This is a genomic window from Flavobacterium sp. WG21, assembly GCF_000335775.1.
GTDB lineage: Bacteria > Bacteroidota > Bacteroidia > Flavobacteriales > Flavobacteriaceae > Flavobacterium > Flavobacterium tructae.
Window position 1 is genome coordinate 266,985 of the sequence record NZ_AMYW01000001.1, and the last position, 19,604, is coordinate 286,588.

Here is a 19,604-nt window from a genome sequence, read left to right on the forward strand (position 1 = left end):
GCGGGTTTTAAAAGACAGGATTTAGAATTGATAAACGACTTCTAATTTATAATCTTTTAAAGATGCTTTGGCACGTTCCAAATCCTCGGTAAAGCCCAGAATATAACCGCCTCCTCCGGAACCGCAAAGTTTCAGATAGTAGTCATTCGTGTCAATTCCGTTTTGCCAGATCCCATGAAATTGTTCCGGAATCATTGGTTTGAAGTTGTTTAAAACGACTTTTGACAGCTTTTTAGTATTAGTAAACAACGATTTCATGTCACCATGTAAAAAGTTTTCTACACAAGCATCGGTATATTTTACAAACTGATTTTTAAGCATAGTACGGAAGCCTTTGTCTTTTAGACTTTCCATGAAAATGTTAACCATCGGAGCAGTTTCACCTACAATTCCTGAATCTAACAAAAATACAGCCCCTTTTCCATCAAAACTCTGAGTTGGAATTCCGGTTGCTTCAATGTTATCTTTCGAATTGATTAAAATAGGAATGCTTAAATAACTGTTTAAAGGATCTAAACCAGAGCTCTTTCCGTGGAAGAAACTTTCCATTTGAGCGAAAATATTCTTTAATTGTAATAGTTTTTCGCGAGTCAGATTTTCTAAAACGGTGATCTTATGAGTAGCATATTTATCATAAATTGCGGCAACAAGTGCACCACTGCTTCCCACTCCGTATCCTTGTGGAATACTGGAATCGAAATACATTCCGGTTTCTACATCATTCTTTAAAGCGGTCAAATCGAAAGCAACCAAATCCGGCTGTTCTGTTTGTAAAGTTTCAAGATAAGCTGCAAAACGTTTTAAACTTGCGTTGGATGCCATTGCTTCTGCCGAAGGATCTTCGGTTTTTTTCAAAGCACCGTTGTAAAAATTATAAGGAATAGAAAGTCCTTTAGAGTCACGGATGATTCCGTATTCTCCAAAGAGTAATATTTTTGAGTAAAATAAGGGTCCTTTCATAATTGAAAATGAATAATTAACAATTGATAATTATATGTTTTTAGAAGTTTTTATGATACTTGTAAGTAATCTTAATAACTCACTGATTTTAGGTTTAATATTTTGAAATTCGATATCAGAAAGATATTTTGTTTCATACAGCAAATCTAACCAATATTCTGTTTCGTTTGCTTCTTTTAATGAAATAGACAACTTATGAATAAAATCTGCTTTACTTTGGGCATGTTCAGATTCTCTTACATTTGCACCAATCGATGTTCCCGCACGCAACATTTGCTTAGATAATACAAATTCTTTTTTCTCGCTTAGAGTTTTGTAAAGATTTACGATATCAATTGCAAAAGCAAAGGACTTATCTTTTATAACGTTTTTCTTTTCCATAAAGTTACTAATTATTAATTGACAATTGTTAATTATCAATTAATAAAGCACCATCTCCAATTTCGTCGCAAATGTACTGACCATTCTGACAAAATACAACTAATTCGTCCTGAATAAATTGTAGCACTTTATCGCTAACGTCTTCGGGATAGAGAACATGAACATTTGCTCCGGCATCAAGTGTAAAGCAAACCGGAATCTGAGTCTCATTTCGGAACTTCCAGATGGCATTAATAATTTGCAAGGTGTTCGGTTTCATTAAAATATAGTAGGGCATAGAAGTCATCATCATGGCATGTAATGTCAATGCTTCACTTTCGACTACTTTTATAAATTCGTTCAGATTACCGCTTTCAAAAATGGTAATTAACTGATCCAGATTTTCATGTGCCTGAGCAAAACGTCTTTCGGCATAAGGATGATTGTGCATTAAATCATGTCCAACAGTACTGGAAACTTGTTTTTCACCTTTGTCAACCAGTAAAATGGTATCCTGATAGTTGTTGAAATTTTCGTGAACTGTATAAGGGAATTCAACGCCATACAAATCCGAACTTCCTTTAATATTTGCCTGATTTCCCCAAGCTACCAGATTTCCTTTTACACTTCTGCAGGCACTTCCGGATCCCAAACGGGCTAAAAAAGATGCTTTCTGGTAAAAATAGTCTTCTGTCATTTCAGGATTTAATACTTTCTCTAAACTCATAAAGTTCATTGCTAAAGCTGCCATTCCGGAAGCCGACGAAGCAATTCCTGAACTGTGTGGGAAGGTATTTTGAGTATCGATAGTAAAATGATACTCTTTCAGAAAAGGTAGATAGATTTCAATTCGTTCCAGAAACTTTTGAATTTTTGGTTTGAAGTCTTCCTTTGGTTTTCCTTCAAAAAGTAAATCAAAGGAGAAATTACTTGCGGGAGAAGTTTCTCTTTTTGTAAAAGCAAGCTTAGTAATCGTTTTACAATTTTTAAGGGTAAAACTTACTGAAGGATTTGCCGGAATCTGATTGTCTTTTTTCCCCCAGTATTTTACTAACGCGATGTTGCTGGGTGCGCTCCATTCAAAATTTCCGTTTTCGATGGATGAAGTATAGGTATTAGGAATAAAATCAGCTGCTGTAAACATGAACTATAAAATTTTGGCAAAGATAGTTTTTAAAATATTGCGTCATATAAGTTCTGTTGGAAAATGTAAGTCAAGTGCCAACTAATAACAAACTAAAGGGTAGTTATAGGATTTACGCCTTCTTTTTGATTATTTTTGGAAAAAAATCAGAGTAAAATGAACAAGGCAGCCAAAATTGCAATTGCATTAGTTATTTGTTTAATGGTAGGATATTCTGCAAGTATAGTGACAAGACCAAGTGTTGAAACATGGTATCCTACTCTTATAAAACCTCCTTTTAATCCACCTAATTGGATTTTTATGCCGGTTTGGACACTGCTTTATATTTTGATGGCGGTTGCAGCGGGACTGGTTTGGGATAAAATAAAAGAGCAGAAAGAGACGGTGAAAATGGCTTTAGGATTCTTCATAATTCAGCTGACTTTAAACGCGATCTGGTCTTATTTGTTCTTCGAACTAAAGAACCCGATGCTAGCCCTAATTGAAATTGTACTTTTATGGCTGATGATTTATGAAACGTATTTGAAATTCGTTAAAATCAATAAAATTTCCGGATATTTATTGATTCCGTATATGATTTGGGTAGCATTTGCTGCAGTTTTAAATGCCGGTATCTGGTGGTTGAATTGATAGTTTATAGTTTCAGGTTTAGTTAAAAGATTTGTTTGCACTAAATGATTGTAGTAAAACTAAAATTGAGTAATCTGATCTAGTTCTTGATATTCGTTTTCAGGGTTTTAAATTCTTCATTTTTGGTATACATAAAATCCATTGTAATTAGAATGTTGCTGTTTTCTAAAAGACTTTTAGATCTGGGATCAGCATCACAAAATTCAATAAACAGCTCTTTCTCTTCTGGTTTTAAGTTTAAATTTTTGATGAAAAAATCATCTGGAATTGATGCTGCTACGAGTTTTTTGAAATCAGTTTTCGAGATTTTATTTTTGGCAGGCTCATCCTCTTTGTTACTGAACAAATTAGATAAACCTTTTCCAATGCGTACAAAATCGATACCATTGGTAATAGTTCCGTTGTAAACACCGGTATATTTTTCTAAAGATCCTGCATCTTTTGCTAATTTTATATCGTCTATATTTTGCTGCGAGGTTTTTACCCGATCAAATTTGATATTGGTAATCACGACCTCATTTAATTCTTCCGGTTTTATAACCATATTAACGGTGATGTTGTTCTGATCGATGTTTTCCTGCGTTATTTTTAGTCTGGTGAAAAAATAATCTTTTGAAAAAAACAATAAGCTGTCCTTACTTTTAACGAGAATAGAAAACTCTCCTAAATTATTAGTTGTTGTGCTTGTTTTGGCTGTTTTGTTTATGACTTCGACTTTGTTAAGTGGGGTATAATTGCAGATAACTTTTCCGTGAAGTAATTTTTCTGATTGTGAAATAGAAAGCTGATAAGTGAAAAAAGAAATGGTGGTAAGTAATTTTACTTTCATCTAATGGTATTTAGCTGAACGTAAAATTATTAGAATAGTCTTAATGAAATCTTAGTGAAGATGTAAAGTCTTGTTAATTGATAAATCGCAGTTTTCAGTCTCGGATTAACTGTGACTGAAAACCGAGACTGTACCCTAATTAAATTGAGCTTGCCAAAATAAATCCGCTTGTCCAGGCATTTTGAAAATTAAATCCGCCTGTAATGGCATCAATATTGACAATTTCGCCAGCAAAATAGAGATTTTCATGTAGTTTGCTTTCCATGGTTTTAAAGTTGATTTCTTTTAAATCAATCCCTCCGGCAGTTACAAATTCTTCTTTAAAAGTGCTTTTTCCGTTGACCTGAAATTTTGCTTTGGTAAGCTGAACAGCCAGATTTTGCAATTGAATTTTGGATAAATCAGCCCATTTGGTTTCTGCCTGAATTTCCGAAGCTAAAACTAAACTTTCCCACAAACGATTCGGAAAATCGAAAGGAGATTTTTTAGAGACGGCTTTTTTGGCGTGTTCCTGTTTTAAGTCTTTTAAGATTTTTTCAGCATCTTCGCTATCAACATCATTCAGCCAATTAACGAAAATAGTAAACTGATAGTTTTTGTCGTGCAGGATTCTGGCGCCCCAGGCAGACAGTTTCAGAACTGCGGGACCGCTCATTCCCCAATGTGTGATTAACAAAGGTCCCGTCGACTCAAGTTTGGTATCTTTTACGGTTACAGTGACTTGTGCTGCAACTCCGGGTAATTCTTTGATTCTAGAGTCTTTGATGTTGAAAGTAAACAAGGAGGGAACCGGACTTACAATTGCATGTCCTTGTGTTTGCAGCATTTCCCAGATTTTAGGATTGCTTCCAGTGGCCATTACTAATTTTTCGGCAGCGAAATTTTCATTTTGAGTATCAATTTTCCAACAATCTTCTTTTTTAAAAATCGATTGTACGCTTTGCCCGGTGAGTACTTTTATGCCTAGTTTTTCAGTTGCTTTTAAGAAACAATCGATAATGGTTTGTGAGGAATTGGAAATAGGAAACATTCTGCCATCTTCTTCGATTTTTAACTCAACACCATGTTTTTCGAACCATTCGATCGTGTCGCCTGAGCAAAACTGATGAAAAGGACCGCGAAGTTCTTTTTCGCCACGCGGATAAAATTTAACCAATTCATTGGGTTCAAAGCAGGCGTGCGTTACGTTACATCTTCCGCCGCCTGAAACACGAACTTTAGAAAGCACTTCTTTTCCTCGTTCTAAAATGGCAATTTTTAGTTTAGGATTTTTCTCTGCAATATTAATCGCTGTGAAAAAACCTGCAGCACCTCCGCCAACGATGATTATGTCGAAATTTTGAGTCATATTTTTTTATTTGCCACGAATTCGTGAATTATTTTTTTTAATCTCAAAGAATAAAAATTCATGAATTCGTGGCTGTTTTTTAACCTATATTTTATCCGGAAAATCAGAGATTATTCCATCTACTTTATAACTTTTTACTTTTTGAATGTCTTCCTCCGTATTAACGGTCCAGGGAAAAACCAGAAATCCTTTTTGCTTTATTTTACTAACATTTTCTGCATTTAAAAGATGATAATCAGGATGAATTGCTTTTGCTTTTATAGTTTCGGCGAAAGCCAGAGCACTATCAATGTTTTCTTCTGTTAAAACACCAACAGGAATATTAGGATTTAAATTCTGAACTTCTTTTAAGGCATTCCAGTCAAAGCTTGAGATAATAAAATGTTCATAAGTCCAGTCTTTCTCTTTGATATAAGTTTCGATTAAAGCAACTACCTGTGAGGAAGTATCGGCATTTTTTAGTTCGACGTTAATGAAACATTTTTTGTCAACCAGATCAAAAACGTCGTTTAAAGTTGGAATTTCATATTGCCCGGCAATCAAAAATGATTTTAGTTCGGCTAAGGTGTATTGAGTGATCTCGCCTTTCCCGTTGGTCATTTTGTCAATGGTTTCATCGTGCATTACAATTATATGTCCATCAGCACTTAAGTGAACATCAAGTTCAATTCCGTCAGCATTGAGATCTAACGCTTTCTGAAATGCTTGCAGTGTATTTTCGGGTTCGTAAGCTTTTGCGCCTCTATGTGCTATTTTTAGCATTTTGTTCATTTCGTGAAGGTTCAGAGGTGCAAAGGTACAAAGGTGCAAAGGAAAAATAATAGCCACAGATTAAAGGATTAGAATGATTTTAAAAAATCTATGATAATCCTTTAATCTGTGGCTAAATAACTTTGTGAATCTTTGCGGTAAATGCAGTATTTTTTCTAACCGCAAAGGTCGCAAAGTTTTACGCAAGGTTAGCAAGGAATTTATTAAAAATTAAATAGCCACGAATTCACGAATTTATATTTTCAAAGATTATCAAAAAATAATTCGTGAATTCGTGGCTAATAAAATTCTATTCCAATTCTAAAACCAAAGCGGATTTTGGCTCCAAAGTAATTTCAGAAGACAAATCGAATGTTTTTCCGGTGATCACATCTTTACCTGTTTTAAAATTTTTGATGTTTTCTTTAAAACGATTTGTTTTTACAACTTGCTCTTTTGCATTGTTATTGAAAACAACCATTACAGTTTTAGCATCCGTATATCTAAAATAAACATAAGTGTTGTTTTCCGGAATGTAATGTGTCATCTTTCCGAAATGAACAGCTTCGTTTGATTTTCTCCAGTTGAATAGTTTAGAGGTAAAATCAAAGTAAGCAGCCTGCTCAGCTGTTCTGCCTTCTTTAGTGAAAGCATTGTTTTTATCACCGGTCCATCCGCCCGGGAAATCCTGACGAATGTCGGCATCGCCTTTGCTTTTGTCACCGCCCATTCCAATTTCTGAACCGTAATACAATTGTGGAATTCCACGTATTGTAGCCAATAAAGTCATTGTTAGTTTGTATTTTGCTAAATCATATTTAAAATTATGATTGATACGGTCAGTGTCATGATTTTCGGCAAAAACTAAAATATTATTGGTGTTGGGATACAAATAATCCATTGCAAAATTGTTGTAGAATTTAATCAATCCATTATCCCAGCTTGGCTCATTTTCGTTGAAAGCTGAACTAATCTGGCTTTGAAGTGTAAAATCCATCACACTAGGCAGATTGGAATTGTAATTTTCGATTGCACCAATTTTACTGTCTTTTTGCCAATAGGCTAAATTTGCCTGATTGTGCATCCATATTTCTCCAACGATATTGAAATTTGGATATTCGTTCGTAACTGCTTTTGCCCAATTGGCCATAGCCGTTTGATCAGAGTAATTGTAAGTGTCAACTCTAAATCCGTCAAGATTGGCATATTCAATCCACCAGATCGCATTTTGAGTCAGGTATTTGGCAACAAGAGGATTTCTTAAGTTCAAGTCCGGCATTGAAGGCACAAACCAGCCGTCAACACAAACTTCCTGATCTATTTTTGAAGCGTGAATATCGGTAATTACTTCACGACGGTGGTGCGTTTGTGTAAAAGTTTCAAATTGATTGAACCATGTTTTGGTTGGAATATCTTTCATCATCCAATGGGTAATTCCCCAGTGATTGGTCACATAATCCATAACCAGTTTCATGTTTTTTTTATGCATTTCTGCAGACAGACGAACATAATCTTCATTCGTTCCGTAACGCGGATCTATTTTGTACACGTCTGATTGTGCATAAGTATGGTACGAGTGCTGTTTGTCGTTGTCTTCACAAAGGGGCGTATTCCAAATAGTGGTTGCACCAAGAGACGAGATATAATCCAGATTTTTAATGATTCCCTCGATGTCTCCACCATGGCGGCCGCTTGGATCCTGACGATTCCCTTTTTCAGTTAATGCGGCATTACTGTCGTTTTTCGGGTTTCCGTTGGCAAAACGATCCGGCATGATGAGGTACATTACATCTGATGCGTCATAGCTTTTTCGATCTGCCGAGTTGGCTCTTCTTTCTCTAAGTGTGTATTTTTGAGTAAAAGCAACTTTGTTTTTGATTTTGAAGAAGAAAACCAAGTCAGAAGCTTTTACATCTTTAGTATCAATGGTTACAAAAAGATAATTTGGGTTTTCGGTTTTTTCTACATTTTTGATCGTCACATTATTAGATACGGAAGCTTCGTATTGTGAAATGTTTTTTCCGTAGAACAGAATCTGCAGTTCCGGATTTTTCATTCCTGCATACCAAAATGGCGGCTCTGTTTTTTGGATTTGCGCTTTCGCGGAAGCGGAAAGCAGTAAAATTATTAGAGCTAATTTATAGATAAGTGATGTTTTTTTGTTTTTCATAGTAATAGGTAGTTATTCTCAGTGTTAGTCGAACAATTTTCAATGTCAGTTCGGGTAATTTTCGGTGTTAGTTCGAGTGATTTTCAGTGTCCGTTCGAGCGGAGTCGAGAACTTCGGTCACATCTCGACTCCGCTCGATGTGACAATTCGCTCGATGTGACAACTAGCTTGATGTGACGATTCGTTCGATGTGACAATTCGCTCAGTGAGACAATTCGCTTCATGTGACGATTGGTTCGATGAGACAATTCGTTCGATTTGACAATTCATTCGATGTAACAAAAAGATGTTAATTAAAAAAAGACAAGTAATTCTGGGGGAAATCACTTGTCTTTAAAAATTACTTCGTTTCGATAATGCTGATCGCATAACCGCCGCCGGGAGCAGACAACTGAGATAATTTTGATTTATTGGTCACCGCTATTTTTTTGATGGTGTAAGCTTGCGGATTGGTTTTGTAATGCGCGTCTTTTGCATCAGCGTAGATGGTAGCCGTGTATTTTTTGCCTTTTTCAAGGAAACTGAAATCAATGTTTGAGGTACGGGCAGTTTCTCCGTTTACGTTTCCAACGAACCAGTTGTTGGTTCCTTTTGCTTTACGGGCAACAGTGATAAAATCGCCTGGCTCAGCCTCGATGTATTTACTTTCAGACCAGTCTACAGCAACATCTTTAATGAATTGAAAAGCATCCGGAAAACGGTTGTAGTTTTCAGGAGTATCAGCCGCCATTTGTAATGGGCTGTACATCGTAACGTATAATGCCAGTTGGTTTGCCAATGTACTGTTTACATGAGACTTGTTGTCTGGATTCATTTTGCTGATATCCATTTCGAAGATTCCCGGAGTGTAATCCATTGGGCCTCCAATCAAACGGGTGAATGGTAAAACCGTTACGTGGTTTGGTTTAGAACCTCCAAAAGCCTGGTATTCGGTTCCTCTTGCAGCTTCGTTTCCAATTAAGTTAGGGTACGTTCTGCAAATTCCGGTTGGACGAACGGCTTCATGAGCGTTCACCATAATTTTATAATCGGCTGCTTTTTCGATAGCGTATTGATAGTGGTTTATAATCCATTGATCGTAATGATTTTCACCACGAGGTAAAATGTCTCCAACATAACCGCTTTTTACAGCATCATATCCGTTGTCTTTCATGAACTGATACGCTTTGTCGATATGGCGCTCATAGTTACGAACTGAACCTGACGTTTCATGGTGCATGATAATTTTTACACCTTTAGATTTTGCATATTCATGTAAACCTTTCACGTCAAAATCCGGGTAAGGCGTTACGAAATCAAATACATAATCTTTAGAGTGTCCAAACCAGTCTTCCCAGCCTTCGTTCCATCCTTCAACCAAAACAGCGTCAAAACCATTTGCAGCAGCAAAATCAATGTATTTTTTTACATTGGCATTATTCGCTCCGTGTGTTCCGTTTGGTTTTGCTTTGGAGAAATCAGAAACACCCAATTGTACAGTTGGAAAGTCGTTGGTGTACGACCAAGAACTTTTTCCTGTGATCATTTCCCACCAAACCCCAATATATTTTACAGGTTTAATCCACGAAGTATCATCAATTTTTGACGGATCGTTTAAGTTTAAAGTCATTTTTGAAGCCAAGATCTCTCTCGCATCATCGCTTACCATAATTGTTCTCCAAGGAGAATGACTTGGGGCTTGCATGTATCCTTTATCGCCTTTTGCATCTGGAGTTAACCAAGACTCAAAAATCATGTTTTTATCGTCTAAATTCAGGTGCATGCAAGAATAGTTGATCAAAGCTGCTTCGTGTAAGTTGATGTAAATACCATCAGCGGTTTTTAGCATCAAAGAAGTCTGAACTCCTGTTGGAGAAAAAGATTTCTGAGATACGTTGGCAGTATATGCTTTTTGAGATAAACCTCTGATTTCAGATAATTTCGATTTGGTATAATCGTATTCCTGAGTGTCATAATCTCCCGGAATCCAGAATGCAGTGTGGTCACCCGCCATTGCAAATTGTGTTCTCTCTTCTTTGATTACAAAATAGGTAAGATTTTTTTGTGTTGGGAATTCATATCGGAATCCTAATCCGTCATCAAATAAACGGAAACGAATTACAATTTGACGATCCGTTCCTTTTTGGTTTAAAGTTACAGCCAGTTCATTGTAATGGTTTCTGATCTGATCTACTTCTCCCCAAACCGGTTTCCAGTTTTCGTCAAAAGTGCTGGTTTTGGTATCAACAACTGTAAAATCATTCAGTAAAGATTTTTTATCATCTTTAAGTTCAAGACCTAATTTACTGGTTTTTACAACGTCTTTATTTTTGTATTTCAGATTGTAAACCGGAGTTCCGTCGTTTTGAAGCGAAAACTCCATTACGAACTTTCCTTCGGGTGATTTTAATTGTTGTGCTTTTGCTATGGAGCTGAAAGCAAACAGGATTAAACTTGCGAAAAATAAGTTTTTCATGTTGTTAAGTTTTTAAGTGTGTTGTATTAATTGGTTTGAAACAATTTTTCTGCGGTTACCGGATTTCCATTCACCACAAGGGTTAAATCCTGATCACCGTCTACTGTAAAAGTTGTTTCGTTATGATTTACAGCTACTTTTAAAATTTGATTTCGGAAATTAATTTTAAAAGAATAACCGTTCCATTCTTTTGGAATTTTTGGCGAAAAATGAAGCTGATCGTTTTTCACACGCATTCCTCCAAAACCTTCTACGATACTCATCCACGTTCCGGCCATTGAAGTAATGTGGCAGCCTTCTTCAACTTCTTTGTTGTAATCATCGAGATCCAAACGAGAGGTTCTTAAATAGAAGGTATAAGCCATGTCCATTTTGTCTAAAACAGCAGCCTGAATAGAGTGAACACAAGGCGACAGCGAGCTTTCGTGAACCGTAAAGGATTCGTAAAACTCAAAATTACGTTTTAATTCTTCTTTAGAAAAATGATCTTCAAAGAAATAAAAACACTGTAAAACATCGGCTTGTTTGATGTAAGGGGAACGCAATACACGATCCCAGGACCACTTTTGATTGATAGGACGCTGAGAACGGTCTAAGTCTTTTACAGGAATCAATTCTTTGTCTAAGAACCCGTCTTGCTGCAGGTAGATGCCTAATTCTTCTGAAGTTGGGAAATACATATTATCAGCGACTTTTTTCCATTCCAGAATTTCAGCAGGAGAAAGAGCTACTTTTTCCATAATTCGCTGATGATCTGCAGGATATTCGGCAGCCACTTTGTTAATTTGTTCTTCGGCATAATCAATACACCATTTTGCAGTATAATTGGTGTAGAAATTATTGTTGATATTGTTTTCGTATTCATTCGGGCCTGTAACGCCCAGAATCACATATTGATTTTTGGCTTTAGAGAAAGAAGCCCTTTGGTGCCAGAAACGTGCAATCCCGATAAGTACTTCTAAACCTTTTTCAGGAATATAAGAGTAATCTCCGGTAAAACGGTGGTAATTGTAAATCGCAAAAGCGATAGCTCCGTTTCGGTGGATTTCTTCGTGTGTGATTTCCCATTCGTTGTGGCATTCTTCGCCATTCATGGTTACCATTGGATACAAAGCAGCACCATTTTTAAAACCTAAATTGTCTTTGGCGTTTTCAATTGCCTTGTCCAATTGATTGAAACGGTAGGTCAACAAATTGCGGGCAACCTGCTGATCTTTAGTGGCCATGTAAAACGGAATGCAATAAGCCTCAGTATCCCAATAGGTAGATCCGCCATATTTTTCTCCAGTGAAACCTTTAGGTCCGATATTCAAACGGCTGTCTTTTCCTAGGTAAGTCTGATTTAACTGAAAAATATTAAAACGGATTCCCTGTTGTGCTTTTACGTCTCCGTCAATGGTAATGTCTGACATTTCCCAGATTTTACTCCAGGCATTGATTTGATTCTGAAGTAAAGTGTCATAACCAAGAGCAACGGCAGTTTTAATGCATTTTTCGGCTGCAGTTAAAGTATTCTCATGATTTAAAGAAACCGTATATCCACCAATTTTTTGGATCGATGAGGTTTGCCCTTTTGCGATAATGGTACCGTAAGTAAACTGAATTTTATCTGCAGTTGAATCGATTGTTGAAGGCGAAATGTTTACATTTTCTCCGTTTGCAAAAATCGTATTGTGCATAAAAGTGGTTACTTTAAAATGCGTTTTAAAAGTCTGAGCCGTTACAAAAGCTTCATTTGCTGCTTTTTTAACTTCAAGAGGTTCCCAGAATTTTTCGTCCCAGTTGGCATCTTCATTGGTAACCCCTGCATCAATATACGGTTTGTAAACAATTTTGGCATCCTTGTTCAAAGGAGTGATTTCGTACTTAATGATTCCGGTTTCATCCAGATCTAAAGAAAGAAAACGACGAATGTTTACGGCAATTTCGGTTCCGTTTTTTAAAGTAGCTTCAAAAGAACGATTGTACCAGCCTTCTTTCATATTCAATTCTCTGCGAAAATTTTTCACAGCAGTACAATGGTGCAAATCCAGGTTTTCTTCGTTGATCTGAATGTCAATTCCTATCCAGTTTGGAGCGTTTAATACTTTGGCGAAGTATTTAGGGTATCCGTTTTTCCACCAGCCTACTTTTGTTTTGTCCGGATAATAGATTCCCGCGATGTAGCTTCCCTGAAAAGTTTCACCCGAATAGGTTTCTTCAAAATTGGCACGCTGACCCATAGCACCATTTCCGATGCTAAAAAGACTTTCTGATGATTTTACTCTCTCAGCGTCAAAGCCTTCTTCGATGATGGACCAATTGTCTGGTTTAATGTAATCTTGATTCATTTTTGCGATTGATTGATTTATTTTGCGATTAATGATTTGATGAATTGAATATCCATTGAGGTAAAATCCTCAAAGATATAATGAGCCTCATGTAGAATTGTTTTGGAACCGATTCCGATACTGGTCATTTTTCCAATATTGGCGGCCTGAACTCCGGCAACTGAATCTTCAAAAACAAAAGAGTTTTCAGGGCTAATCTGTAACAATTGGGCCGCTTTTAGGAAAACTTCAGGGTCCGGTTTGGCATTGGTAACGTCGTTTCCGTCAACAATAACATCGAAGTACGAAAGTATTCCGGTTTTCTCCAGAATCGGGCGTGCATTTTTACTGGCAGAACCCAATGCAATTCCCTGATTTTGTTCTTTTAAAAATTGAAGAATTTTAAAAACTCCGGGAAGAATTTCGCTTTCATCCATGTCAACCAAATAAGACAAGTAGTCTTCGTTTTTTTGAATGAGCCATTTGTCTTTGTCTTCCTGTGAAGCGGAAACATTTCCCAGCTCGAGAATTATGTCTAACGAACGCACGCGGCTTACTCCTTTAAGTAATTCGTTGTGTTCGTGTGTAAAATTTATATTTAAGGCCTTTGCAATTTTTTGCCAGGCTAAAAAGTGGTATTTAGCGGTATCAACGATCACTCCATCAAGATCGAAGATGAATGCTTTTTTATTATTCATGAATTTCAATTTTAGTTCTGCTATTTACTCTAAGGGTAAGTAATCCGGCAAATATCATAGATACACCTCCAATAATTAAGGCGTAGATAGGTTCGTTGTGAAAGAATTGTTTAATGACAAATCCTAAGATTGTGGCAGCTACAATTTGCGGTATTACTACAAAGAAGTTGAAAACTCCCATATAATAACCCATTTTTGCTGCCGGTAAAGCTCCGGATAACATGGCATAAGGCATCGACAGTATACTTGCCCAAGCGATACCCACTCCCAACATTGGTAGGATCAGCATTTGTTTGTCGCCAATAAAATAAATAGAGATTAAACCAACACCTCCTGCACATAAGGCCAATAAATGTGTTGCTCTAACGCCTACTTTTTTTGCAATAACAGGCAATAAAAAAGCAACTGCTGCCGCTACTCCGTTGTAAACTGTGAACAAAACCGAAACCCAGTCGGCGGCATCATTGTAAATTTTGGAAGTAGTGTCTGTAGTACCAAAAATATGTTGTGTAACGGCTTGTGTCGTATAAATCCACATCGAGAATAAGGCAAACCAGGAGAAAAACTGCACCCAGGCCAGTTTTTTCATCGTGACAGGCATATTCAATAGATCGGTCATGATGATCGTAAAGCCATTGTGAACCTTTGAAGTTCTCAATTGTGAAGCAATCATGAATAAAACCCCCATGAAAACCAATCCGATAAACAGAATGTATAGTTCTTTAGCCAGACTGTTCTCGAAAATTAAAAAGGAAACCAGAGCTCCGACTACCGTCAATAGTAATCCTAAAAAGAATTGTCTTTTGATGTTACCTTGAGATTCTGTTTCCGGATTGAGAATAAGATCTTCCTTGTCTTTTTTGCTTTGAAGTTCAAAAGCATGAAGTTCCTCAGGAGTGTATTCTGTTGTTTTAAAAACAGTCCATAAAACAGAAAGCAGGAAAACAATTCCGCCAATATAAAAGGACCATTTAACAGAGTCCGGTATAATTCCTTCCGGAGCTGTATTACTTACGTCAAAAACATTAGTAAAAAGATAGGGTAAAACCGAACCTACAACCGCACCGGTTCCGATAAAGAAGCTTTGCATGGCAAAACCTAAAGTACGCTGCTTTTCAGGTAAATTGTCTCCAACAAAAGCACGAAAAGGCTCCATTGAAACATTTATCGACGCGTCCATAATCCATAGAGTACCTGCAGCTATCCATAAAGTTGGAGAGTTGGGCATGATGAATAAGGCAACAGAAGACAAGATAGCTCCAATTAAAAAATAGGGGCGGCGTCTGCCCAGACGAGTCCAGGTTCTATCGCTAAAATAACCAATTACGGGTTGGATAATTAATCCTGAAACCGGAGCCGCAATCCATAAAATTGGAATTTCGTCAATTTTGGCACCCAGAGTTTCAAAAATTCTTGAAGTATTTGCATTTTGCAGTGCAAAACCAAACTGTATTCCCAAGAAACCGAAACTCATGTTCCAAATTTCCCAGAAACTTAATTTACGCTTTTCCATTATCGTAATTAAAGAATTAATTAGACGATAAGCGCTTTGCTTATCAAAACTTACTTATTATTTTCGAAGTAAAAGTAAAAGCTTTGAGCAGGCGTAAAAGTATTAATTATTTTTTTAAATACGCTAACAAAAAAGTCATAAATGTTGTTTGTGACTTTAGAAAATATTGATTTTTAGGTTTTTAGTCAGTAGATTCTCTTTTTATCAGATGGGTTTCAATAACTTCTGTGGTGTAATTTTCGTTCTCTTCTTCATCGTCTTCATGTTCCGCTTCGAGTCTTTCGATCAGCATTTTAGCGGCTTTATTCCCCATTTTTTCACCACTCTGGCTTACGGTGGTGATGCTTGGAGTAGAGTATTTAGAAATAATTCCGTCAGTAAAGGCAATTACAGCGATATCTTCGGGAACTTTGAGGCCCATTTTGCTTGCGGTTTTGATAATGGTTACGGCAAAAAGCTCATTTACGGCAAAAACAGCATCAAACGCGCGGTCATGCAATAACTGACTGATGGTGATTTCGCAAGTGTCTACATCTTCGATTTTTATGATTAAATCTTCATTAAAAGGCAATCCATTATCGAGAAGTGCTTTTTCGTAACCGTCGGTTCTGAGTTTTCCCACACTTACATAATCTACGGTAGTGACAAGCGCGATTTTTTTGCGGCCGTTGTCAATCAGACTCTGAACGGCTTCATAAGCAGCTGCTTTGTCATCGATAATGACTTTATCGCATAAAATATCATTGGTGACACGGTCGAACATGACCACCGGCATTCCTTGATTGATAACCTCGGTAATGTGGTGAAAATCACCTTTGTATTGTGTTTCTTTTGAGAGTGACATGATAAAACCATCGATACTTCCGTTGGCTAACATCTCCATATTCAGAACTTCTTTATCGAAAGAATCGTCAGACAAACAGATCACAACGCTGTAGCCATTTTCATTGGCAACCTGTTCAATTCCGTTGATCACGGTAGAGAAAAAATGATGTACAATTTCCGGAATGATAATACCAATACTTTTGGTTTTTCGATTTTTTAAACTAAGGGCAATATTGTTGGGCTTGTAGTTGTAAAACTTTGCAAATGCCTGCACTTTTGCGCGCGTTTCTTCTCCTATTTCCTGACTGTCTCTTAGTGATTTTGAGACCGTTGAAATAGAGACGTCAAGTTCCTTTGCGATCTGCTTTAGGGTTATTTTACGTTTCATAGTTGTTATTTGAAAAAAATCTAATTGTTAATAAAGGTATCTTTTATTTCTAAAATCGACAATTTTTGACTTAAAAGATTACAAAAAAAAGAAAGTTTTCAACACTACCACGTTTTCGTAAACCAATAAAAAAGCCAACCGGTTGGTCATGTTAATTAATTCCTAATTTTGAAATTCGAAGTAAAATTAAAAACTTAACTAACAATCAAAAACTCAAACTAAATTTAAACAAAAAGTATGAAAACAATTTACAAAAAGTTGTTATTTTTATTCCTCTTGTTGCCGTTTACTGTGTTAGCTCAAAGCACTTTAACCGGAACAGTTGTCGATTTGGCAACGGGACAACCGATCCCGGGAGTAAATGTAAATGTACAGGGTGCTCCCGGTGGAGCATCAACAGATTTTGACGGTAAATTTCAGTTATCTAATGTAAAAAATGGGGACAAAATTTTGGTTTCATTTATTGGATATAAAACGTCAACTGTAGCTTATAATGGTCAAAAAACACTAAACGTTTCTTTGGAAGAAGATACCAATCAGCTTAAAGAAGTTGTCGTGCAAGTAGGTTACGGTACGGTTAAGAAAAAGGATGCAACAGGTTCTGTATCTCAAATCGCTGCAAAAGACTTCAACAAAGGAATTAACGTGACTCCGGAGAGTTTAATTAGCGGTCGTATCTCAGGTGTGAATGTAACAGGAGGTGGTGCCCCGGGAGCTAAAGCAGATATCAGAATTCGTGGAGGATCTTCTTTAAATGCTTCAAACGAGCCATTAATTGTTTTAGACGGACTTCCGTTAAGCAATGCGGTTCCAAGCGGTTCTACCAGTATTTTATCTACCATTGATCCCAATGATATTGAATCTTTTACAGTACTTAAAGATGCATCTGCTGCTGCAATCTACGGATCAAGAGCTGCAAATGGTGTAATCGTAATTACAACTAAAAAAGGATCAAAAGGTGGGGTTAAAGTGAACTTCAGTTCTCAGGTTGGGATCAATACAGTAGCCAATACAGTGGATGTAATGAGTGCTGATCAATACAGAGAATTAGTAAAAACCAAAGGTACTCCTGCACAACAGGCTTTACTAGGGAATGCAAATACAAACTGGCAGGATGAAATTTTTCATACAGCCTTGACAACCAACAATAATATTTCTGTAAGCGGTTCTTTATTTGATAAATTGCCAGTACGTTTATCTGTTGGTAATATTGATAATCCTGGAATCTTAAGAAACACTTCTTTTGAAAGAACTACGACATCGATATCGTTAAATCCGGTATTGTTTGACAATCATTTAAAAATCGATATTAGCGGAAATTTAGCTTTCGGTAAAAATCAATTTCAGGATGAGGGTGGAGTTATCGGAAGCGCTATCGGATTTGATCCTACGCAACCGGTTTATAAGACAGGTTCTCGTTACGGAGGATACTTTGAATGGTTGGAGCCAAACGGAAATTTACCGTTATTACCAGCAAGAAATCCTGTAGCAAGATTAAATCAGGACAACAGAAGAGCAACTTCAACCAGAAAATGGGGGAATGTTAGAGTAGATTATAAACTTCACTTTTTTGAAGATTTAAGAGTTGTTGCTGAAGCAGGTATCGACAGATTTGACAGCAGCGGATTTACTGAAGTAAGTACACAAAGTATTTTAGGATTTCAGCCAAAAGCATTCAGCGATCCGGGTTATGTAAATCTTGGAAACTATTCGAGATATACGGATGCACTTCAAAATAAAAACTTAAATGCTTATTTTAATTATACTAAAGATTTAGGAAAAATTAAAATTGATGCAACGGCAGGTTATAACTACCAATTGTTTCAAAAAGAAAAATATTCATCTGGAGAAACAAGACAGCCAAATCCTAATGAGGATGTAGCTACAGATCCGGATGTGAACTTACAATCGTTCTTCGGACGTTTGAATTTAGGGTATGACAGCAGATATTTACTGACTTTAAATTACAGAAGAGACGGAACTTCCCGTTTTTCTAAAGACAACAGATGGGGGAACTTCGCAGGAGGTGCTTTTGCATGGAATGTTGCTGAAGAAGCTTTCTTAAAAGGGAATTCAACAGTTTCCAGTTTGAAATTAAGAGTGGGTTACGGAACGACAGGACAACAGGATATCTCTGCTCAGTACGATTATTTACAAAGAGTAACTTTAGGAACAATTAACTCACAATACATTTTTGGTAATACCATCTATCCAACTGCAAGACCAGAAGGATATAACGAAAATATCAAATGGGAAGAATTGGCAGAATCTAACATCGGTATCGATTACGGATTCTTCAATGACAGAATTACAGGATCGATCAACTATTTTGATAAAAAATCATCTGATTTGTTAGCGGATATCGCAGTTCCTGATGGTGCTAATATTAGAAATCAAGGTTTCTTTAATATTGGAAGTGTAAGAACAAAAGGGGTTGAATTTAGTATTGCTTCTGATATTATTAAAAGCGATAATCTGACTTGGAATGTAGCTTTTAATACTACTTATATTGATCAGAATATTTCGGAATTAGGAATTACAGTTCCTGGTTTTCAGGGATATTTAACGGGAGATAATATCGCCGGAGGAAACGGAAATAAAATCCTGATTAACTCAGTAGGTTATGCACCAAACTCATTTTTTGTATACGAGCAATTATACGATGCAAACAAAAGACCAATTGCCGGGGCTTATGTAGACAGAAACGGAGACGGAAAAATTGATACGGCTGACCGTTACAGAGCTGGAAAAGCTGCACCTGATTATACTTTTGGATTGTTTTCTACCTTAAACTACAAAAAGTTTGACTTTACAATGAACTGGAGAGCAAGTGTAGGTAATAAGATTTTTGATAACGTAAGTTCTAATTTAGGGTATTCTGATGCGGGATTAAGAAGACAAACAGATTTGTCTAACGTAAGTTCAGATTACTACAATACTGGTTTCACTTTTGAAGACAATGGTACATCACGTTACTTGTCTGACTATTTTGTGAAAGATGCTTCTTTTATCAAATTAGACAACGTTACACTTGGATATACTTTTGATAAAACGATCATTAAAGGTGCTTCTTTAAGATTTACAGCTGGAGTTCAGAATGTTTTCATTCTAACAAAATACAATGGTTTAGATCCTGAGAAATTCAATGGAATTGATAATAACGTTTATCCGAGAGCAAGAACATTCTTGTTTGGTGTAAATGCGAATTTCTAATAGTAGACTGAA

Annotated in this window: 14 protein-coding genes; 2 read left to right on the forward strand and 12 right to left on the reverse strand. The window is 36.5% G+C overall.

Features of this window, described 5'->3' with window-relative positions:
• Positions 1-21 precede the first annotated feature (21 nt).
• From C245_RS0101205 to C245_RS0101215, 3 genes are read right to left on the reverse strand one after another with little or no spacing between them, the layout of a single operon-like run.
• On the reverse strand, positions 22-960 hold the full coding sequence (locus tag C245_RS0101205) for a mevalonate kinase (RefSeq protein ID WP_017494760.1): 939 nt from the start codon (positions 958-960) through the stop codon (positions 22-24).
• Positions 961-990: 30 nt separating this feature from the next.
• On the reverse strand, positions 991-1,341 hold the full coding sequence (locus tag C245_RS0101210; protein ID WP_017494761.1) for a four helix bundle protein: 351 nt from the start codon (positions 1,339-1,341) through the stop codon (positions 991-993).
• 28 nt (positions 1,342-1,369) lie between these two features.
• Positions 1,370-2,464, reverse strand: a complete 1,095-nt coding sequence (locus tag C245_RS0101215) for a diphosphomevalonate/mevalonate 3,5-bisphosphate decarboxylase family protein (protein ID WP_017494762.1) — start codon at positions 2,462-2,464, stop codon at positions 1,370-1,372.
• 156 nt (positions 2,465-2,620) lie between these two features.
• Between C245_RS0101215 and C245_RS0101220 the strand changes: the two genes are divergently transcribed.
• On the forward strand, positions 2,621-3,094 hold the full coding sequence (locus tag C245_RS0101220; RefSeq protein ID WP_017494763.1) for a TspO/MBR family protein: 474 nt from the start codon (positions 2,621-2,623) through the stop codon (positions 3,092-3,094).
• A gap of 79 nt (positions 3,095-3,173) precedes the next feature.
• Here the strand turns inward: C245_RS0101220 and C245_RS0101225 are convergent, their stop codons facing one another.
• The 9 genes from C245_RS0101225 to C245_RS0101265 form a co-directional block, all read right to left on the reverse strand.
• A complete protein-coding gene (locus C245_RS0101225; protein WP_017494764.1) occupies positions 3,174-3,923 on the reverse strand; it encodes a hypothetical protein in 750 nt (249 codons plus the stop codon).
• A gap of 139 nt (positions 3,924-4,062) precedes the next feature.
• Complete coding sequence (locus tag C245_RS0101230; protein WP_017494765.1) at positions 4,063-5,271, reverse strand: NAD(P)/FAD-dependent oxidoreductase; 1,209 nt, start codon at positions 5,269-5,271, stop codon at positions 4,063-4,065.
• An 84-nt stretch (positions 5,272-5,355) separates the two neighbouring features.
• Positions 5,356-6,042: a glycerophosphodiester phosphodiesterase family protein gene (locus tag C245_RS0101235; RefSeq protein WP_017494766.1), complete on the reverse strand. Its 687-nt coding sequence runs from the start codon at positions 6,040-6,042 to the stop codon at positions 5,356-5,358.
• A 289-nt stretch (positions 6,043-6,331) separates the two neighbouring features.
• Positions 6,332-8,191: a glycoside hydrolase family 13 protein gene (locus C245_RS0101240; protein ID WP_017494767.1), complete on the reverse strand. Its 1,860-nt coding sequence runs from the start codon at positions 8,189-8,191 to the stop codon at positions 6,332-6,334.
• A 340-nt stretch (positions 8,192-8,531) separates the two neighbouring features.
• Positions 8,532-10,646 (reverse strand): glycoside hydrolase family 97 protein, encoded by a 2,115-nt coding sequence (locus C245_RS0101245; RefSeq protein ID WP_017494768.1) that lies wholly within the window; start codon positions 10,644-10,646, stop codon positions 8,532-8,534.
• A 26-nt stretch (positions 10,647-10,672) separates the two neighbouring features.
• Positions 10,673-12,976 (reverse strand): glycoside hydrolase family 65 protein, encoded by a 2,304-nt coding sequence (locus C245_RS0101250; RefSeq protein ID WP_017494769.1) that lies wholly within the window; start codon positions 12,974-12,976, stop codon positions 10,673-10,675.
• Between the two features lie 17 nt (positions 12,977-12,993).
• Positions 12,994-13,653 carry a beta-phosphoglucomutase gene (pgmB, locus tag C245_RS0101255; protein WP_017494770.1) on the reverse strand — a complete coding sequence of 220 codons (660 nt, stop codon included), beginning with the start codon at positions 13,651-13,653 and terminating at the stop codon, positions 12,994-12,996.
• Positions 13,646-15,166, reverse strand: coding sequence for an MFS transporter (locus C245_RS0101260; protein WP_017494771.1), 1,521 nt, complete (start codon positions 15,164-15,166; stop codon positions 13,646-13,648). Before C245_RS0101260 ends, pgmB begins: the two co-directional genes overlap by 8 nt.
• Before the next feature lie 181 nt (positions 15,167-15,347).
• Positions 15,348-16,379, reverse strand: coding sequence for a LacI family DNA-binding transcriptional regulator (locus C245_RS0101265; protein ID WP_017494772.1), 1,032 nt, complete (start codon positions 16,377-16,379; stop codon positions 15,348-15,350).
• 237 nt (positions 16,380-16,616) lie between these two features.
• Between C245_RS0101265 and C245_RS0101270 the strand changes: the two genes are divergently transcribed.
• Positions 16,617-19,592: a TonB-dependent receptor gene (locus tag C245_RS0101270; protein ID WP_017494773.1), complete on the forward strand. Its 2,976-nt coding sequence runs from the start codon at positions 16,617-16,619 to the stop codon at positions 19,590-19,592.
• Positions 19,593-19,604: the final 12 nt, after the last annotated feature.

Bases quoted from the DNA above. Each gene is read 5' to 3' on its own strand.
- C245_RS0101205 (WP_017494760.1), bottom strand. From the start codon at position 960: ATGAAAGGACCCTTATTTTACTCAAAAATATTACTCTTTGGAGAATAC.
- C245_RS0101210 (WP_017494761.1), bottom strand. From the start codon at position 1,341: ATGGAAAAGAAAAACGTTATAAAAGATAAGTCCTTTGCTTTTGCAATT.
- C245_RS0101215 (WP_017494762.1), bottom strand. From the start codon at position 2,464: ATGTTTACAGCAGCTGATTTTATTCCTAATACCTATACTTCATCCATC.
- C245_RS0101220 (WP_017494763.1), top strand. From the start codon at position 2,621: ATGAACAAGGCAGCCAAAATTGCAATTGCATTAGTTATTTGTTTAATG.
- C245_RS0101225 (WP_017494764.1), bottom strand. From the start codon at position 3,923: ATGAAAGTAAAATTACTTACCACCATTTCTTTTTTCACTTATCAGCTT.
- C245_RS0101230 (WP_017494765.1), bottom strand. From the start codon at position 5,271: ATGACTCAAAATTTCGACATAATCATCGTTGGCGGAGGTGCTGCAGGT.
- C245_RS0101235 (WP_017494766.1), bottom strand. From the start codon at position 6,042: ATGAACAAAATGCTAAAAATAGCACATAGAGGCGCAAAAGCTTACGAA.
- C245_RS0101240 (WP_017494767.1), bottom strand. From the start codon at position 8,191: ATGAAAAACAAAAAAACATCACTTATCTATAAATTAGCTCTAATAATT.
- C245_RS0101245 (WP_017494768.1), bottom strand. From the start codon at position 10,646: ATGAAAAACTTATTTTTCGCAAGTTTAATCCTGTTTGCTTTCAGCTCC.
- C245_RS0101250 (WP_017494769.1), bottom strand. From the start codon at position 12,976: ATGAATCAAGATTACATTAAACCAGACAATTGGTCCATCATCGAAGAA.
- pgmB (WP_017494770.1), bottom strand. From the start codon at position 13,653: ATGAATAATAAAAAAGCATTCATCTTCGATCTTGATGGAGTGATCGTT.
- C245_RS0101260 (WP_017494771.1), bottom strand. From the start codon at position 15,166: ATGGAAAAGCGTAAATTAAGTTTCTGGGAAATTTGGAACATGAGTTTC.
- C245_RS0101265 (WP_017494772.1), bottom strand. From the start codon at position 16,379: ATGAAACGTAAAATAACCCTAAAGCAGATCGCAAAGGAACTTGACGTC.
- C245_RS0101270 (WP_017494773.1), top strand. From the start codon at position 16,617: ATGAAAACAATTTACAAAAAGTTGTTATTTTTATTCCTCTTGTTGCCG.